Genomic DNA, 17,283 nt, shown 5'->3' on the forward strand with positions numbered 1-17,283 from the left:
CCGACAAGCCCAAGGGCCGGGGCGGGCGTGGCCGTGGTCGCGGCGGCAGACCGGGCGGCGGTCGTCCCGGTGGCGGGGGCGGCGACGGCGCACAGGGCGCGGGCGGCAAGCCCGGCGGTGGCCGCAAGCGTCGCCGCGGTGGTGGTGGCCGCAGGCCGGGCGGTCAGCAGGCTGCTTAAGCCTTACATGAAGACATCGGATCGGGCCCCGGCATAGGGTGGCCCGATCCAGCGGCGTGCTTCCCCGCAGGATGGGAGGGCACGCGCATCGCATTGACATCCGGCGCTTTCCCCGCGCTTCTGTCGGGATGGAGCGCAAGACGCATATGGATGCCTTCGGCGCGGCGGCGCTCATCGCCTTCGCCCTGCATCTCGCGTTCAATCAGGTCGTCATCAAGGTCACGAACGAAGGGTTCAACCCGGTCTTCGCCGCCGGTGCCCGGTCCGCCGGGGCCGTTCTGGTGCTGCTGCTCTGGATGTGGCTGCGTGGCATCCCCGTGGGTATCCCGCGCGCGGCATGGGGCGCGGGCCTCGCGGCGGGGGTTTTGTTCGCGCTGGAGTTCTTCTGCCTTTTCCTAGCGCTTGACCTCACGAGTGTCTCGCGTGCCTCGGTGATCTTCTATTCCATGCCTGTCTGGCTGGCGCTCGCCGCGCATTTCCTTCTGCCGGGGGAGCGGGTTTCAGGCCTGCGCGGGCTGGGGCTTTTACTGGCCATGGCGGGTGTTGCACTGGCGCTGAGCGACCGGAGTGGCGCCGCCGTAAGCTGGGCGGGCGATCTGCTGGCGCTCGCCGCGGCGCTGTGCTGGGCGGCCATCGCGCTGTCGGTCCGGCTGACGCGGCTGGTCACGATCCCGCCGGCGCAGCAGCTGATCTGCCAGGTCGGGGTTTCCGCGCCGCTGCTGCTCCTCGCCGCACCCGCCTTCGGGCCGCTGCTGCGCGAGGTGGAGGTGATCCACGTGGCCGCGCTGGGCTTTCAGACGGTGGCGGTTGCGAGCCTCGGATTCCTGGCGTGGTTCTGGCTGATGACGATCTATCCCGCCGCCTCGGTCGCCTCTTTCAGCTTCCTGTCGCCGGTGTTTTCCGTGCTGCTCGGCTGGCTTTTGCTGTCCGAGAACGTGGCCCCGTCGGTCTGGGCGGCGCTGGTGCTGGTGGCGGCGGGGATCTATCTCATCAACCGCAGACCCCGGATCGCGGCGGCGGGATAGAGTATTTGTGAAAGGGTGAAGGGGCGCGCGGCCCCTCCCTTAGGTGCCGCAGAAGGTGGCGGGAACGATTTCATCCTCGCGCGGTGGGCGCGCGAGGTCCGGATCGCTGGCCTCATAAGGCGTCGCTAGGGCTTTCATCAGCCGTTCGAACGGTGCCATGTCGCCCGCGACGGCGGCTTCGATCATCTGTTCCATCCGGTGGTTGCGGGGAATGATCGCGGGGTTCACCCGGTTCATCAGCGCTTCGGGATCGGGTTCCGCCTCAATCCGGTCGGCGTGATCCCGTGACCAGGCATCGAATGCCTCCCGGTCGGTGAACTGATCGCGCGCCGTACCCTCGCCCAAAGCACGGAAGGTATTGGTGAAATCCGCCCCATCCGTCTGCATCAGGGTGAGCAGGCGCTGGATGAGGTCGAGATCGCCCTCACGCGGTGTGGTGATGCCGATCTTGGCCGCGAAGCGCTGCAGCCATGCAGACTCCAGCCGTTTGGGCATCTCATGCAGGATCGCCGTGGCATCTTCCACCGCGGCTTGCGGGTCGTCCAGCTGCGCAATCAGCGCGGTCGCCAGTTGCGCCATGTTCCAGACCGCGATGTCGGGCTGGGCCCCGTAGGCATAGCGGCCCTGCCGGTCGATGGAGGAATAGACCCGCCCGTTATGAAAGGCATCCATGAAGGCGCAGGGCCCATAGTCGATCGTTTCCCCGGCGATGGAGCAATTGTCGGTGTTCATCACGCCGTGGATGAAGCCCAGCGACAGCCAATGCGCCACCAGATCGGCCTGCGCCTCGCTTACTGCCTTCAGCAGGTCGAGCGGACCTTTGGCATCGGGATAGTGGCGCGCGATGGCATAATCCGTGAGGGTGCGCAGCGCCTCTTTCTCCTTGCGGTGGGCGAAAACCTGAAAGGTGCCGACCCGCAGATGGCTGCGAGCCACCCGGGTGAGGACCGCACCGGGCAGGGCGCCCGCCTCGCGAAAGATCGCCTCTCCGGTGGCGACGGCGGCGAGGGCGCGGGTGGTGCGCACGCCCATGGCCCGCATCGCCTCCGATATCACGTATTCGCGCAGCACCGGACCCAGCCATGCGCGACCGTCGCCCATGCGCGAATAGGGCGTGGGGCCGGAGCCTTTGAGCTGGATGTCCCGGCGGCCGCCGTCTTGCATGCGTACTTCGCCCAAAAGGATGGCGCGGCCGTCGCCCAGCTGCGGATTGAAATTGCCGAACTGGTGCCCGGCGTAAAGCTGCGCCAGCGGGGCGGCACCTTCGGGCACTTCGTTGCCCGAGTAGATCGCCGCCAGCGTGCTGTCCTCCGCCTTTGGCAGGCCGAGTTCTGCCGCGAGGCCGTGGTTGAAGGCCAGAAGCCGGGGCGCGCGGACCGGGGTCGGTTCGATCCGCGTGTAAAAACCCTCTGGCAGGGTGGCATAGGTGTTGTCGAAGGGGGCTGCATAACTCATGCCCCAGATATAGGGGCGGCCCGGCGGTTCTGCCAGTTCGCAGTGCGCGCTTGTCAGAGCTTGCGCGACATCAGCAGCCGCCCCTCGCGGTGCGTGAAGCCCGACCGGCGGTAAAGGGCGATGGCGGTTTCATTGTCCGCCGCCACTTCGAGGTGGATCGCCTTCAGCCCGCCCGCGGCCAGCGCACGGGGCAGGGCGATGAGCGCTTCGGAGGCGATGCCGCGCCCGCGCACGCCGGGGCGCACGAAGATCTCGTCGACGAAGGCGTCGAGACCGCCGTATTCCACCGACCAGCCGAAGGTGATCACCACGTAGCCGATGGGCGCGCGGGGCGGGCCGATGAGGTAGGCGGCACCATGGGGGATGCCCTCCAGCAGGGGGGCGAGGCCTGCGCGGCGCGCCTCATCGCTCATGATAATCCCGGCCTCTGCGTGAAATGCCGTGACAAGGGCCACGAGCCTGTCGAGATGCTCAGGCGCTGCAAGGGTGATTGCCGCGCTCATAGCCGGGCGAGCCTTCGGGTCAGCAGGTCAAAGAAGCCGTCCGCGTCGATATCACCCACGAAGGTGGCGTTGGGCGCACGGTCGGTAACCCGCCACCAGTCGGCGACTGTCATTCCCATAGTGAGTTCCGAAGTCGTCTCGATCTCCACGTTGATGTGGCGGCCCGAGAAGAGATCGGGCGAAATGAGATAGGCCGTCACGCAGGGATCATGCAGCGGTGCGCCTTCGGAGCCGTATTTCTCCTTGTCGAACCGCTCGAAAAAGTCGGTCATCTGCGCCACGGCAAGCCCCACGGGGGTGTCCAGCGCGCGGAAGGCATCGTTGCGCGGCTTGGTCACGAGCGCCTTGTGCGTCACATCGAGCGGCATCACCACGAGGGGCGCGCCGCAGCGGAAGACGGCATCGGCGGCCTGCGGGTCGACGTAGATGTTGAACTCGGCCGCCGGGGTGATGTTGCCGCCCTCGAAATAGCCGCCGCCCATCAGGACGATCTCGGCGATGCGTTCCGCGATGTCGGGCGCGCGCTGGAGCGCTGTCGCGATATTGGTGAGCGGACCGAGAGGGCAGAGCGTCACGCTGCCCGGGGGATGTTGGCGCAGGGTCGCGATGATGAAGTCCACCGCGTGGCCTTCGGCCAGCGCCATGGTGGGTTCGGGCAGGCTGGGGCCATCCAGCCCGGTCTTGCCATGGACATGTTCGGCGGTCACCAGCGCGCGGCCAAGGGGCCGGTCGCAGCCGGCAAAGACGGGCATATCGGATCGGCCCGCCAGTTCGCAGACGATGCGGGCATTGCGCGCGGTCAGTTCCAGCGGCACGTTGCCCGCGACGCAGGTGATCCCCAGCACCTCGATCTCTTCGGGGCTGGCCAGTGCCAGCAGGATGGCCACGGCATCGTCCTGCCCGGGGTCGGTGTCGATGATGATCTTGCGCGGGGTCATATGCTGTCCTGTCGTTGGGCGGAGCCTTGCCGCATGGGGGGTGGCTTGTCCAGCCGCTCTGCCCGCGCGGGGCGGGGTCAGCCGCGTTCCGCTGCCTTTTCCGCGTCCCAGAGCGCGTCCATCTCTTCGAGCGTGCTGTCCTGCGGTGTCTTGCTCAACCGCGCCAGCCGCGCCTCCACCCCTTCGAACCGGCGGGTGAACTTGGCGTTGGCGCGGCGCAGCGCCGCTTCGGGTTCGACACCCAGATGCCGCCCGAGGTTGGCCATCACGAAGAGCAGGTCGCCGAACTCTTCCTCCACCTCCGCGTGGGACAGGCTGTCGCGCGCCTCGACGAGTTCGGCGGCCTCTTCGGCGATCTTGTCGATCACGTGGTCGGTCGCGGGCCAGTCGAAGCCCACGCGGGCGGCGCGCTTTTGCAGCTTGTAGGCGCGCAGAAGGGCAGGCAGCCCCACGGCCACCCCGTCCAGCGTGCCGCCCTGAGCCTTGTCCGCGCGTTCGGCGGCCTTGATCGCCTCCCAGTCGCGGGTCTGCTGTTCGGCGGACTTGTCGCGGCTTTCATCGCCGAAGACATGCGGATGCCGGGCGATCATCTTGTCCGAAATCGCTTCGGCCACCGACTGGAAGGAGAACAGGTTGCGCTCCTCGCCCATGGCGGTGTGATAGACCGTCTGCAACAGCAGATCGCCCAACTCCCCTTCGAGGTCCGGCCAGTCGCGGCGTTCGATGGCGTCGGCGACCTCATAGGCTTCTTCGATCGTGTAGGGGGCGATGCTGTCGAAGTCCTGTTCGATATCCCACGGGCAGCCGGTTTCAGGATCCCGCAGGCGGCGCATGATGGCGAGCAGTCGTTCTATTCCCGGCTTTTGATCAAAAATCGGGTCCTGTGGCATTGCGGCCTCCGCGGCTTCGGTGTCAGATGCGACCTGACCAAACCCCGGCCAAGGAGTCCAGACGTGCCCATCGTGAACCGCATAGCCGCTTTTGCGCCCGACATGAAAGCCTGGCGGCGGCATTTGCATACCATACCGGAACTGGGCAACGACCTGCCGAAGACGGCCGCCTTTGTCGCCGAACGCCTGCGCGAATTCGGCGTGGACGAGCTGCACGAAGGTTTCGCGCAATCCGGCATGGTGGCTATCCTGAACGGGCAGGGCGACGGACCGACCATCGGACTGCGCGCGGATATGGACGCGCTGCCCATCGCTGAGGCGACCGGCGCCGACCATGCGAGCGGCCATCCGGGCAAGATGCATGCCTGCGGACATGACGGCCACACCACCATGCTGCTGGGCGCCGCGCGCTACCTTGCCGAGACGCGCAATTTCCGCGGCCGGGTGGCGCTGATCTTCCAGCCCGCCGAGGAAACCGGCGGCGGGGCGGAGGCGATGGTGGCCGAAGGCATCATGGAGCGTTTCGACATCGCGGAAGTCTATGCCCTGCACAACGCCCCGAACCTCCCACTGGGCGGGTTCTTCACCACGCCGGGGCCGATCATGGCCGCGGTCGATACCTTCCATATCCATGTCACAGGCCACGGCGGTCACGGCGCCAGCCCGCATGAGACACGCGATCCTATCGTGGCGGCCTGCGGCATGGCACAGGCGATCCAGACGATCGTCAGCCGAAACCACAAGGCCACGCAGGAACTGGTGGTCTCGGTCACCCAGATCCACACCGGTTCGGCGGATAACGTGATCCCGGAAACCGCCTATATCAACGGCACGGTGCGCAGCTTTGACAAGGACGTGCAGGCCATGGTCATGCGTCGTCTGCAGCAGATCGTGGACGGGCAGGCCGCCAGCTATGACGTATCGGCGGAACTGATTTACGAGGTCGGGTATCCCGCGACGATCAACGCGGCCGAGCAGACCCGCTTCGCAGCCGAGGCCGCCCGGGATGTGGCCGGGGCCGAAGCGGTGGACGATGCCGTCGAAAGCGTCATGGGAGCCGAGGATTTCAGCTATATGCTGGAGCGCCGCCCGGGGGCCTATCTATTCCTCGGGCAGGGGGACGGGGCCGGGCTGCACCATCCGGAATATGATTTCAACGATGAGGTCGCCCCGGTGGGCGCGTCCTTCTTTGCGCGGATCGTGGAACGCGCCCAGCCCGTGGGAGGCAAGTGATGGGACTGGAGGACGCCAAGAGCCAGGTGGATCAGGCCTTTACGCGCGAAGACCTCAAAGGCCCGAGTTTCGAGAATGCGTTCGGGGGTGCCACGTCTTTCCTGCGCCGCCGTTATACCAAGGATCTGACGGGTGTGGATATCGCCGTGACCGGCGTACCCTTCGATCAGGCGGTGACGAACCGGACCGGCACGCGGCTGGGCCCGCGCGCGATCCGCGAGGCGAGCAGCCTGCAGCCCTATGATCCGCCCTATGGCTGGGATTTCGACGTCCTGAGCGAATACGCCATCGCGGACTACGGCGATCTTGCCTTCGACTATGGCCATGTGAGCCGCTTTCCTGCCGCGCTGACGGACCATATCCGTGGCATCCTGGAGGCGGGCGCGGCCTCCGTCGTGCTGGGCGGGGATCATTACATCACCTTTCCGATCCTGAAGGCCTATGCGGAGAAACACGGCCCCATCAGCCTGCTCCAGTTCGACGCCCATTCCGACACTTGGGTGGACGATGACATGGACCGGATCGACCATGGCACGATGTTCTACAAGGCCGTGAAAAGCGGCATCGTCGATCCGGCGACCTCCGTTCAGGTGGGCATCCGCACGACCAACCCCGATACCATGGGGGTGACAACCATCGACGCGCGCGAAGTGCATGAAAAGGGACCGGCAGCGGCGGTGGAAAAGATCAAATCCGTTCTGGGGGACAGGCCCTGTTACCTGACCTTCGACATCGATGCGCTGGATCCGGCCTTTGCGCCCGGTACGGGCACGCCGGTCTGGGGCGGTCTGACCAGCGCGCAATGCGCGATCATGCTGCGGGACCTTGCGGGCATCAACATCCGTGGCGGCGATGTGGTGGAGGTTTCGCCCCCCTTCGACACGACGGGCGCCACCGCCATTGCCGGGGCGCATGTGGCGACGGAGATCCTGTGCCTGCTGGGCGCGCGGATGCGGGCCGGTAAATAGGGGCGAGCGGTCAAGCGTTGTTCAACCCCTTCGGCGTCGGATATCGTTGAAGCGCAGGGCATGAGTATTTGAGAAAGGGTGAAGACCATGGGGTGGATCATATGGGCCATGTTGGGAATAGCTCTGGCGATCGCGCTCTATGTGCGGTTTGCTCCGTCGGACGTCGCCTATTGGCATCGGCCCGTGACCGCAGGGGCGGATGCTGATGGGGAAGGCAGCGCGGTGCGTATCCTGCAGGGCGGCAGCGATCTGATGGCGCGGCTTGACCGTGAGATGCGGGCGCTCCCACGGACCCGCGTGCTGAGCGGCTCGCCCGAGGCCGGTCGCGTTACCTATGTCACCCGCAGCCGGGTCATGGGGTTTCCCGACTACACGACGCTGGAGCGGCGCCCCGATGGGGTGGCGCTGTATGGTCGGCTCAGGTTCGGGCGGTCAGATTTTGGCGTCAACGCCGCGCGGCTGGACCGGGTCATCGGGCAGGTCGAGGCGCGATGACAGGCACCCCTGCTGCACTTCGCGCCACATCGGCACGTTGAGCGACATCTGGCACTGGGCCATGAACATCCGCCCGTCCACCTGCATGCAGATCGTTTCGCCCAGTTCAACGCGTGCGCCGCTGCGGTCGGTGCAATAGCAATCGATCGTCCGGCCCGAGGGGGCCGTCACATCCGCCGCGACCGGGGCGACAGTGGCCATGAAAAGCATGGCGCAGAGGGTTTGGGCACTGCGTGGCATGGCGCGATCCTAGCATGCGCCGGGCCTTGACCAAAGTACTTCTATCAGCGACAGAACCGCATGATCCCCATGGACCGACTAGAACAGATCACCCGGCGCTTCCAGTTTCTGGAGGCCTCCATGGCGTCGGGCTCCGACGGGGGCGATTACGCGGCCCTTGCCCGGGAATATGCCGAGTTGCGACCCGTGGTCGAGCAGATCGACGCCTATCGTCAGCTTCTGGACGATATGGCGGAGGCCAAGGCCTTGCTGAAAGATCCGGAGATGGCCGAGCTTGCGCAGGAGGAGCTGCCCCGCCTGAAATCGGCCCTGCCGGAAGCCGAGGCGGCGCTGCAGCTTGCACTGCTCCCACGCGACGCCGCCGATGCGAAGCCTGCGATGCTGGAAATCCGCCCCGGCACCGGCGGGGAGGAAGCGGCGCTTTTCGCAGCAGACCTTCTGCGCATGTACCAGCGCTATGCCGAACTGCGCGGCTGGGGGTTCGACCTGATCGAACAGCAGCTGACCGAACTGGGCGGGGTGAAGGAAATCGTGGCCCATGTGACGGGTCAGAACGTCTTTGCCCGGCTGAAATTCGAAAGCGGCGTGCACCGGGTGCAGCGGGTGCCCGCAACCGAGAGCGGCGGACGCATCCACACCTCCGCCGCCACCGTGGCGGTCCTGCCGGAGGCGCAGGACGTCGATATCCAGATCGATCCCGCCGACCTGCGGATTGACACCATGCGGTCGTCGGGCGCGGGCGGCCAGCACGTGAACACGACCGATTCCGCCGTGCGCATCACCCATCTGCCCACCGGCATCGTCGTGACCTCTTCGGAAAAGTCGCAGCATCGCAACCGCGACAAGGCGATGCAGGTGCTGAAGGCCCGGCTGCATGACATGGAACGCGGCCGGATGGATGACGCGCGTTCCGCCGACCGGGCGGCGCAGGTGGGATCGGGCGACCGCTCTGAACGGATCCGGACCTATAACTTTCCCCAAGGCCGCATGACCGATCACCGGATCAACCTCACGCTCTATCGGCTCGATGCGGTCATGCAGGGCGATCTGGACGAGATCATTGACGCGCTCACGGCGGATGCCCAGGCCCGCGCCCTGGCCGAGATGAACGCGTGAGCGCGCCCACCGCCGCGCAGGCCATGGCGGCGGCGGCCGCGCGGCTGCGCGCGGCTGGCGTGCCTGACCCGGCGCGGGATGCGCGCATCCTGCTGGCGCATGCCGCTTCGGTCGATGCCGCGCGCGTGACATTGATCGCACCCGAGGAAATTGCCCCGGAAATCGCCGAGCGCTACGAACACCTCGTGGCCCTGCGTGCGGTGCGGGTGCCCGTGTCGCAGCTTGTGGGGCGGCGCGCCTTCTACGGGCGGGATTTCGAGATCAGCCGCGACGTGCTGGACCCGCGACCGGAAACCGAAACGCTGATCGAACTTGCCCTCTCAGAGCCTTTCGCCCGTGTGCTCGACCTTGGCACCGGATCGGGGTGCATCCTCGTGAGCCTTCTGGCCGAACGCCCATCGGCCACCGGGGTGGGCGCGGACCTGTCGGAGGCCGCTTGCCTTCAGGCCAGCGCCAATGCGGTACGCCACGCCATCGCCGACCGCGCCTCGATCATCCGCTCGGACTGGTTCGGGCAGGTGGAGGGCCGGTTCGACCTGATCGTGTCGAATCCCCCCTATCTCGCCCAGGAGGAGATGGCCGGGGTCGCGCCGGAATTGCGCGATCACGAACCCGAAATGGCGCTGACCGATGGTGCCGACGGGCTGAGCGCCTACCGAGTCATCGCCTCCGAAGCGCAGGGCTATCTGACCGCGACGGGCCGCGTTCTGGTGGAAATCGGCGCCACCCAGGGCGCTTCGGTGGCCGCGCTGTTCCGGCAGGCGGGCTGGGGCAGGGTACGGGTCGTGCAGGATCTCGATGGGCGCGACAGGGTCGTCTGGGCCGATACACCGGCCTGAAAACGCCTTTTGCGCCGTGAAACTGGCCCCGATTTGCAGTTTGCGCTTGCTCAACGCGCGATCCCGTGCTTATTCAAGGGTGTTGCAGCGGTGGATGCCCCCAAAGGCGGTCCCGCGCGGCGTCAAGCCCAACATCTCGCATCACCGGGTCTGTCAGATGGCAGCGACTTGCCTCCCGGACAATACGAACCACAGCACCGAAGGCTGAAATCACTTCATGAAATCTTCCAGATCCCGATCCCGGTCGAAGAACAACCGTAACCGCCAGAATCAGGGGGGCGGCAATGTCGTCAACCGTGTGTTCGACAGTTCCGGCCCGGAAGGAAAGGTGCGTGGCACGCCACAGCAGGTCATCGAGAAATACAATCAGCTGGCGCGGGATGCCCAGCTGAGCAACGACCGCGTGGCGATGGAAAACTTTCAGCAGCACGCCGAACATTATCTGCGCCTGCTGAGCGAGGCCCAGCGCGAGATTGATCAGCGCCGGGAGGAACAGGAACGCCAGAACCGGGAACGTCAGGCCGAACGCGACCGTGATCGCGCCGAGCGGCAGGAACGGGAATCGAACGGCTCCTCGGGCGGCGACGGTCAGGGCAACCAGTCCTCCGGCGGCGGCAATCAGGGCGGCGACCGCAATGGCGGGCAGGATGGCGACCGGGGCAACCGGTCGAACGACGGCGGACGGGACCGACAGGACGATGGCGGACAGGACGATGTTCAGGACGGCAGCACCCTTGTCGAAACACCCGAAATGAAGCCGAAGGCCAAGCGCGCGCCCCGGCGCAAGCCGAAGCCCGAAGAGGCCGGCGGTTCTTCGCAGGATACGTCGGGCGGCGATCAGCCCGGCGAAGGCGCTTCGGAACCCGCACCCGAAAAGCCCCGCCGCAAGCGCAAGCCGCAGGGCGGGGGCGACGGCCAGAACGAAGCGGCAGAATGACCCCGGGGGCCTCGCGATAGCGGGGCCTTTGCGATTCGTGGTGGAGCCTACGGTGAAGACTCTTGTAAGTGTGACGCCGCAGTAGGCTAAGGCTTCGAGGAAAATATTTGTGAGCCTGCCCTCAACGTCCGCCGCGCGGACGGAGCTGCCGCTCTTTTTCGGCATCGCTGGGCCAGATCATCCTGCATTGACGATCAGCGTTACCCCTGCAACCGCGCAAATTGCGCCGATCCAAGCTAAGCCGGGAGGGCGTGCTTTGCCCAGAACCCAGATCAGGGGCAAAATGATCAGAGGAGTCGTCGCGGCGAGTGTGGAGACGACGCCAACCGGACCACTGCTCAGGGCGTAGAGTTGCAAAGTCATTCCCAGCCCGGTGCCAATTGCTGCGCTCAAAAACACCTGACCAACGACCGGTTTCGGCATTGACCCAATCTGCGCTTTCCTTTCCGCAGACAGGACCACAGGTAGCAGCAGACTGAGCGATCCGGCCAGAGATCGAATGAATGTCGCCGAAACCAGATCCGCTCCGTCAAGCATGACGGGCGCTGCGATAAGGACGCTTCCTGCCTGTGAAAGTGCGGATGCCAAGCCAAAAAGGACGCCGCCAGTCACGTTGCTTCTTTCCCCCGAGAAACGCGTTAGCGCAGCGAAGTTACGCGAAAAAATAGCTAAGACGAGACCGCCAAACACGATGGCAGTGCCGAAAAGAGCAAGTTCACTGACGACCTGCCCCAAAATCACAAATCCAAGAACCAACGCAAAAGGCGCAGTGGTCGTGTTCAACAAGGATTGAAGGGCCGGTCCAATACGCGCCAATGACGCGTAGCGCAGTGTATCCGCAAGAAAGACGCCTAGAATGCCCGACAAAACCAGCAACGAGATATCTGTTAAGCTGAGCGAGGTGTCGAAACCCGAGGTAAGGGCCAGTACGGCAAAGCCGACTGCGACTAACGACATTCGCAAAAAACTGAAAACTATCGCGCCCAATGTCCGGGCCGCATCGTAGGCAAGAAGACTTGAAATCGCGAAACAGGCAGCCGTTCCGATAGCTGCAAATATCCAGAGTGATGTCAAAAAACGCGCGCCCTAATTTTTCAGGTCAGGACAAGCGTTGGAGTTCAACCTAACCTGAGGTCAAGCATATTCTCGCTTTCTAACGATACCACTCCACGACTGTGAGCTTGGTATCGCTCACCTGCACAACGAAGTGCGACGGGCTGGCCCGATAGCTGGGCCTTTTACTTTTCGGGGGAGCGGCCCACGCCTTGCCCCATCCGCGGCGCAAGCTCGCGCGCCAATGCGCAGAAACCTTCGAGCGTGATCTGCTCCGCCCGGTCGGTGGGTGTGAGGCCTGCGGCACGAAGGTGGTCCTCGATATCCGGGGTCAGCGATTTGAGCGCGGAGCGTAGCATCTTGCGCCGCTGGTTGAAGGCGGCTGCCACCACGCGCGACAGCACCTGCGCATCCGCCGGAAAGCGCGGCTCCGGCAGGGCCTTGAGGTGGACGACGCTGGAGGACACCTTGGGCGGCGGCGTGAAGGCCCCCGGGGGCAGTTGCATGACGATACGCGCCTCGCTGCGCCACTGGGCGAGGATGGCGAGCCTGCCGTACGCCTTGCTGCCGGGCTGTGCGACGATGCGTTCGGCCACTTCGCGCTGGAACATCAGCGTCAGGCTTTCCCAGAACGGGGGCCACTCTGCAGGGGTCAGCCAGCGCACCAGCAGTTCGGTGCCGATGTTGTAGGGCAGGTTGGCCGCGACCCGGATGGGCGGGGCAAGATAGCCGAGCGGGTCGATCTCCAACGCGTCGCCTTCGACGACCTGCAGGCGCGCGGGATAGGCCTCCGCGATTTCGGTGAGGGCGGGAATGCAGCGTGGGTCTTTTTCGATCGCAAGCACCCGGCGCGCCCCTTCGGACAGCAGCCCCCGCGTCAGACCGCCGGGGCCGGGGCCGATCTCCAGCACGTCGCACTCGGAAAGGTCACCGACCTGTCGGGCGATCTTGGCCGTCAGGTTGAGGTCCAGCAGGAAGTTCTGCCCCAGCGCCTTGCGCGCGGAAAGGCCGTGCCGGGCGATCACCTCCCGCAGGGGCGGCAGATCGTCGATGGCACTCATGCCGTGCCCATCCGGTGGGCGAGGCGGATCGCCTCCACCATGCTTGTCGGATTGGCGATGCCGCGCCCGGCAATGTCGAAGGCTGTCCCGTGGTCGGGGGAGGTCCGGACGAAGGGCAGCCCCAGAGTGACATTCACGCCCCGGTCGAAATCGAGCGTCTTGATCGGGATGAGAGCCTGATCGTGGTACATGCAGATCGCGGCATCATAGCGCGCGCGCGCGGCGGCGTGGAACATTGTATCCGCAGGCAGGGGGCCCGAAAGATCGAAGCCCTCGCCGCGCATTTCGGTCAGCAGCGGGCCGATCCAGTCGAGTTCCTGCCGACCCATGGCGCCGCCCTCACCGGCATGGGGGTTCAACCCCGCTACCGCGAGGCGGGGCGCGCAAAGGCCGAAGTGACTCTTCAATCCGGCTTCGACGATCTCGATCACCTTTCGCAGCCGCTGGGACGTCAGTGCCGCTGGCACCTCCTCCAGCGCGATGTGGATGGTTGTGGGTACGACGCGCAGCAATTCGGACGCGAGCATCATCACGACATCCTCCACCCCCGCGAGATGGGCGAGATATTCGGTATGGCCGGGATGCGCGAAAGCGGCGCCGTCGATCAACGCCTTCTTGTGAATAGGTGCCGTGCAAAGCGCGCATGCCGCCCCGCTGCGGACGAGTGCGACCCCCTTGTCTATGGCGGCGATGACATGCGGCGCATGCGCGGCATCAGGCTGCCCCGGTTGGGCGGGGGGGCCGAAATCCATCGGCAGAACAGGTAAGGCGTCGGGCGAAGGGCTTGCGGCCTCTGCCGGATCAGTCACGAGACGGTGCGGAATATCCTGCGGCAGATGCCGCGGATCCCCGAGCCAGAGCATTGGCAGTTCCGCGGCCAAAATTGCCCAGGCGCGCGCTGCGACCTCGGGGCCGATGCCCGCCGGTTCGCCGCAGGACAGGACGACCGGCAGCGACGGACCTGTGGTCATTGCCGTGAAATGCGGGCGTCGGCGCGCAGTTGTTCCAGCAGCTGGTCGGAGTAGCCCTGCAACTGGTTTTGCCGCAGCGCCCCCACCACCTGATCCCGGTCAGCCTCCTGATTCACGGCTGCCGTCCGGCTGCAGAGCATCAGAAAGACCAGCGTACGCCCGTCGCTCCCCGTGAGGGCCGTCGATACTTCGCCGGGATCGAGCTTTGCCAGTTCGATCGCGATATCCTGCGGGATCTCTGCCGGGGCCTTCGTGACGCGGCTCAGCACCTGTTCGGGCTGTCCCTTGGCCACGCCATAGAGGTCATCGCAACGGTCGACTTGCGTACGGATCTCCGCCGCCCGGGCCAAGGCCTCGGGGCTGCGACCGCCGGGGATGTAATAGGCGGCATAATCGATGGCGGAATATTCACGCCGCGGGCGGCCGGTTTCCTCGATGTCGCGCAACTGGAACAGCGCGATGCCGCCCGGGATCGGCAGCGGTGCGGTGACTTCTCCGGGGGCCAGCGCCATGATCAGCGGCTGAATGGCGGGCGGAAGCTGCTCAACCGGGGTCCAGGGCAGGCGACCGCCCTGATCGCGCGACGGCGTGGCCGAATACTGCCGCGCAAAGGCGGAAAACTGATCCACCGATCTGGTCTGGGAAATGCGCTCCGCGATCCGGGCGGCCTCTGCGGCACGGGGGGGCGGGGCGGGGATGATGATCTCCGACAACAGGACGCGCAAACCACCGCTGGTGCCGGCGGATCCCAGCGCACGGTCGATGTCGGCATCCGAAATCTGGACGCGCGGGCCATAGCGCGCGCGGATCAGATCGCGCCACGCAAGGTTGATGAGCACGAAGTCCCTGAAAGTCTCCTCCGCCACGCCGGCCTGCGCCAGTGCGGCGACGAATTCCTGCCGGGAAAGATCGGCGCGGCTGGCGAATTCTTCCAAGCCTGCATTGATCTGCTCATCCGTCAGCGAAATACCCGCCTCGGCGGCGGCCGCGGCGCGAAGGCGGTCGTCGATCAGTGCCTCGATCGCGGCTTCGCGGGTGGCATTGGGTGCGTTCAGCACCTGCAGGAACCGCTGGCGCTGTTGCACTTCGAATTCGGTCACCAGCGCGTCGTTGACCTGGGCGACCGGGGCAAAGAGATTCTGGGCCGTCACGGACCCTGCCATCAGGACAGGCCCGGAGACCAGACAGGCAAGCAGCATCGCCCGGCCAAGGAATCGTGAGATTATTTCGCGCATGACCGTACCAGTCTTTCCGTTTCGGTTGAGGCCGAGAACCCGCGCAGGCCGATGTTCAGCCCAAGGCTCGTAGTGGGTTCGAGGCTCGTTGAGGTGGTATAGCGCCGGCGTACAGAAAGGTCGACCGAGACGCATTCGTTATTGTAGCTGAGGCCGAGGGCGGCGTTGGCAGCGCGGCTGTCGGCCACGTCATAGCGCAGGTCGGCCGCCGCGGCCCAGTGGCGGCTGATGTCATAGGTGGCATCGAGGCTCACCTCCGAGACCTCCTCGAAGCGGTCCTCCGCCGGGTCGATCCCGAGCCATAGGAAGCTGCCGCCGAGGCTGCCGCGCGGGAAAGTCCAGTCGCCGCGCAATTCCGCCTTTGCAAAATCGAAATCCTCGTCGAAGAGGCCTCGGCCGGTCACCGCCAGCCCCCCGGCGCTGGCGATCTGGGCCGCGAGCAGAAAGTCCGATCGCGGCCCGTCGAGCCCCGATGTCACGGTAAAGGCAGGGTCCGCGTCTTCGCGCAGGACCTGACCCAGCACCACATGGGTTTCGAAGGCCCCCGGAACGGAGCGCGCCCAGTTGACGCCGAGCGCGACGGTGCCCTTGCGTTCGCGCCGGTCGGGCGCGGGGAAACGGGACAAGGCGAGCAGATTGCCTTCGTCGAATTCGACCCGCGTGCTTTCCTCGTTCGGGATCGCCAGCCTGCGGTTGCCGACCCACCCCAGCTGCACGACCGGCTCCAGCACCTGCGTCGCACCCGAGGCTTCGCGCCGGATGAGCGGATAGCGGAAGGCGAGTGCTGCCTGCGGGGCGATTTCGGAATGGTTCTGGTCGAAGGTGATATCCTGTGTGATGTCGAAGACGTTGAAGGTGGCCCCCGCGCGCAGGTCCGCCACAAGGCCCGAGCGGTGCACGAAGCGGCGGAGGTATTCCGCACGTCCGTTCAACCGCGCCACATCCCGCCCGTCGACGATAAGGTCCGGATCATTGCTGTCCCGGTCGAGGTCCGAATTGCGCCGGTGGCTGTGAACCTTCAGGCCAAAGCGCAGTTCGCCGCCCAGCCGCCGGGGAAAGAAGCGGCGCTCGTATTCGCCGTCCACCACCACGGTGGGCAGGGTATCGTTGACCTCCCCCTGGCGAAGGCTCTCGAAATTATAGAGGCTGCCGCGCAGATAGATGTCCCGGCGGGTCCGGCTGACGGTCAGTTCACTGGTCAGGCGGTCCTTGTCGGAATAGCCGTAATCCGCGAGGTATGAACGGTCGCTGACCGTCTCGATATCGAAATAAAGCTTGTAGTCGCGCGGCAGGTCGAAGGCGCCGGTGCCGAAGAGATAGGCGCGGGTATCGCCGGGCCGTTCGTCATCGTCGCTGAACGCGCCGTCGAACTGTATACGCCCGTTCACGAAAGCCTGCCGGTAGCGCAGTTCCAGCGTCTTCGTGCTCGACGAGAGATAGGGCGTCAGCGTCAGGTCACGGTGATCGCCGATCTTGATGAAATAGGGCAGTTTCAGCCCGGTTCCCAGTTCAGAGGTGGTGCGGATCGACGGGGTCAGAAAACCGGTGGCCCGCGCCAGCGTCGGGTCCGGCAGGCGAAGCCGGGGCAGGTAGAAAACCGGCAGATCGCGGATGAGGAACTGCGCCTCGTCGAAATAAAGCTGCTGCGCCTCCTCGTCGTGGACCACCCGTTTGGCCCGGATCTGCCACAGCGGTGGCTCGCCCGTGCCACAGACCCGGCAGGAGGTCACGGCGGTCTTGTAAAGCTGGCTGTAGCGGCCATCCACCCGGTTGATCTGCAGCGCGGCAAGCTGCAACCGCTCGTTCAGGATGAGCCGCGCGCCGGTCAGCAGGCCGTTGCGCAGGTCGGCATCCAGCTCAGCCGCATCCGCAAGGATCGTCGTCTCCTCGCCCTCGGTCAGCAGGATCGGCCCCTCGATGGACAAGGCGCCCGCTTCCTGATCGTAGCGGATCGCCGAGGCGCGCAGGCGCGTCCCGTTCTGGAACGCCTCCACATTGCCTTCGGCCACCAGAACCCGCTGGGGTGTGATGAAGAGATTATCGGCCACAAGAACGGCGGCATCCTCACGCTGCTGGGCAGACAGGCCAAGCGGGAGGAAGAGCAGCACGAACGCTGTGGCGAGTTTGCGGGAAAACGCTTTCATC

The 17,283-nt window shown here is 65.7% G+C and carries 18 protein-coding genes; 8 read left to right on the forward strand and 10 right to left on the reverse strand.

Features of this window, described 5'->3' with window-relative positions:
* On the forward strand, positions 1 to 216 hold a 216-nt coding region (locus tag A3764_RS23505; protein ID WP_201722513.1), incomplete at its 5' end, for a hypothetical protein.
* A gap of 91 nt (positions 217 to 307) precedes the next feature.
* Positions 308 to 1,204 carry a DMT family transporter gene (locus tag A3764_RS23510; RefSeq protein WP_067927019.1) on the forward strand — a complete coding sequence of 299 codons (897 nt, stop codon included), beginning with the start codon at positions 308 to 310 and terminating at the stop codon, positions 1,202 to 1,204.
* Positions 1,205 to 1,243: 39 nt separating this feature from the next.
* Here A3764_RS23510 and A3764_RS23515 read toward each other — a convergent pair whose 3' ends face one another.
* The 4 genes from A3764_RS23515 to mazG form a co-directional block, all read right to left on the reverse strand.
* Positions 1,244 to 2,659, reverse strand: a complete 1,416-nt coding sequence (locus A3764_RS23515) for a protein adenylyltransferase SelO (RefSeq protein WP_067926975.1) — start codon at positions 2,657 to 2,659, stop codon at positions 1,244 to 1,246.
* Between the two features lie 53 nt (positions 2,660 to 2,712).
* Positions 2,713 to 3,162: a GNAT family N-acetyltransferase gene (locus A3764_RS23520; RefSeq protein ID WP_067926979.1), complete on the reverse strand. Its 450-nt coding sequence runs from the start codon at positions 3,160 to 3,162 to the stop codon at positions 2,713 to 2,715.
* Complete coding sequence (locus A3764_RS23525; RefSeq protein WP_067926982.1) at positions 3,159 to 4,100, reverse strand: nucleoside hydrolase; 942 nt, start codon at positions 4,098 to 4,100, stop codon at positions 3,159 to 3,161. The genes A3764_RS23520 and A3764_RS23525 overlap by 4 nt, the downstream gene beginning before the upstream one ends.
* A gap of 77 nt (positions 4,101 to 4,177) precedes the next feature.
* On the reverse strand, positions 4,178 to 4,990 hold the full coding sequence (gene mazG, locus A3764_RS23530) for a nucleoside triphosphate pyrophosphohydrolase (RefSeq protein ID WP_067926984.1): 813 nt from the start codon (positions 4,988 to 4,990) through the stop codon (positions 4,178 to 4,180).
* 63 nt (positions 4,991 to 5,053) lie between these two features.
* On the opposite strand from mazG, the gene A3764_RS23535 reads away from it, so the two are divergent.
* The 3 genes from A3764_RS23535 (at position 5,054) to A3764_RS23545 (ending at position 7,686) form a co-directional block, all read left to right on the forward strand.
* Positions 5,054 to 6,223 carry a M20 aminoacylase family protein gene (locus A3764_RS23535; protein ID WP_067926987.1) on the forward strand — a complete coding sequence of 390 codons (1,170 nt, stop codon included), beginning with the start codon at positions 5,054 to 5,056 and terminating at the stop codon, positions 6,221 to 6,223.
* Entirely contained in the window at positions 6,223 to 7,191 is a 969-nt protein-coding gene (gene speB, locus A3764_RS23540) for an agmatinase (RefSeq protein ID WP_067926989.1), read from the forward strand. Before A3764_RS23535 ends, speB begins: the two co-directional genes overlap by 1 nt.
* Before the next feature lie 87 nt (positions 7,192 to 7,278).
* Complete coding sequence (locus tag A3764_RS23545) at positions 7,279 to 7,686, forward strand: DUF1499 domain-containing protein (protein WP_067926990.1); 408 nt, start codon at positions 7,279 to 7,281, stop codon at positions 7,684 to 7,686.
* Here A3764_RS23545 and A3764_RS24395 read toward each other — a convergent pair.
* A complete protein-coding gene (locus A3764_RS24395; RefSeq protein WP_443069116.1) occupies positions 7,624 to 7,926 on the reverse strand; it encodes a hypothetical protein in 303 nt (100 codons plus the stop codon). The genes A3764_RS23545 and A3764_RS24395 overlap by 63 nt on opposite strands.
* Before the next feature lie 60 nt (positions 7,927 to 7,986).
* On the opposite strand from A3764_RS24395, the gene prfA reads away from it, so the two are divergent.
* From prfA to A3764_RS23560, 3 genes are all read left to right on the forward strand, one after another.
* Complete coding sequence (gene prfA / locus A3764_RS23550) at positions 7,987 to 9,042, forward strand: peptide chain release factor 1 (RefSeq protein WP_067926993.1); 1,056 nt, start codon at positions 7,987 to 7,989, stop codon at positions 9,040 to 9,042.
* A complete protein-coding gene (prmC, locus tag A3764_RS23555; protein ID WP_067926996.1) occupies positions 9,039 to 9,881 on the forward strand; it encodes a peptide chain release factor N(5)-glutamine methyltransferase in 843 nt (280 codons plus the stop codon). The genes prfA and prmC overlap by 4 nt, the downstream gene beginning before the upstream one ends.
* A 217-nt stretch (positions 9,882 to 10,098) precedes the next feature.
* Complete coding sequence (locus tag A3764_RS23560; RefSeq protein WP_067927000.1) at positions 10,099 to 10,818, forward strand: DUF4167 domain-containing protein; 720 nt, start codon at positions 10,099 to 10,101, stop codon at positions 10,816 to 10,818.
* A 177-nt stretch (positions 10,819 to 10,995) separates the two neighbouring features.
* Here A3764_RS23560 and A3764_RS23565 read toward each other — a convergent pair whose 3' ends face one another.
* From A3764_RS23565 to A3764_RS23585, 5 genes are all read right to left on the reverse strand, one after another.
* Entirely contained in the window at positions 10,996 to 11,892 is an 897-nt protein-coding gene (locus tag A3764_RS23565) for a DMT family transporter (RefSeq protein ID WP_067927003.1), read from the reverse strand.
* Between the two features lie 164 nt (positions 11,893 to 12,056).
* A complete protein-coding gene (gene rsmA / locus A3764_RS23570; protein WP_067927007.1) occupies positions 12,057 to 12,932 on the reverse strand; it encodes a 16S rRNA (adenine(1518)-N(6)/adenine(1519)-N(6))-dimethyltransferase RsmA in 876 nt (291 codons plus the stop codon).
* Complete coding sequence (pdxA, locus tag A3764_RS23575) at positions 12,929 to 13,903, reverse strand: 4-hydroxythreonine-4-phosphate dehydrogenase PdxA (protein ID WP_067927010.1); 975 nt, start codon at positions 13,901 to 13,903, stop codon at positions 12,929 to 12,931. Before pdxA ends, rsmA begins: the two co-directional genes overlap by 4 nt.
* A complete protein-coding gene (locus A3764_RS23580) occupies positions 13,900 to 15,138 on the reverse strand; it encodes a peptidylprolyl isomerase (protein ID WP_082866027.1) in 1,239 nt (412 codons plus the stop codon). The genes pdxA and A3764_RS23580 overlap by 4 nt, the downstream gene beginning before the upstream one ends.
* The gene (locus A3764_RS23585; RefSeq protein ID WP_067928346.1) at positions 15,126 to 17,282 is read right to left on the reverse strand and encodes an LPS-assembly protein LptD; all 2,157 of its coding nucleotides are present in this window, start codon (positions 17,280 to 17,282) and stop codon (positions 15,126 to 15,128) included. The genes A3764_RS23580 and A3764_RS23585 overlap by 13 nt, the downstream gene beginning before the upstream one ends.
* Position 17,283: the final 1 nt, after the last annotated feature.

The sequence above is a fragment of the Sulfitobacter sp. HI0129 genome (assembly GCF_001635395.1).
In the GTDB taxonomy this organism is placed as follows: Bacteria; Pseudomonadota; Alphaproteobacteria; order Rhodobacterales; family Rhodobacteraceae; genus Sulfitobacter.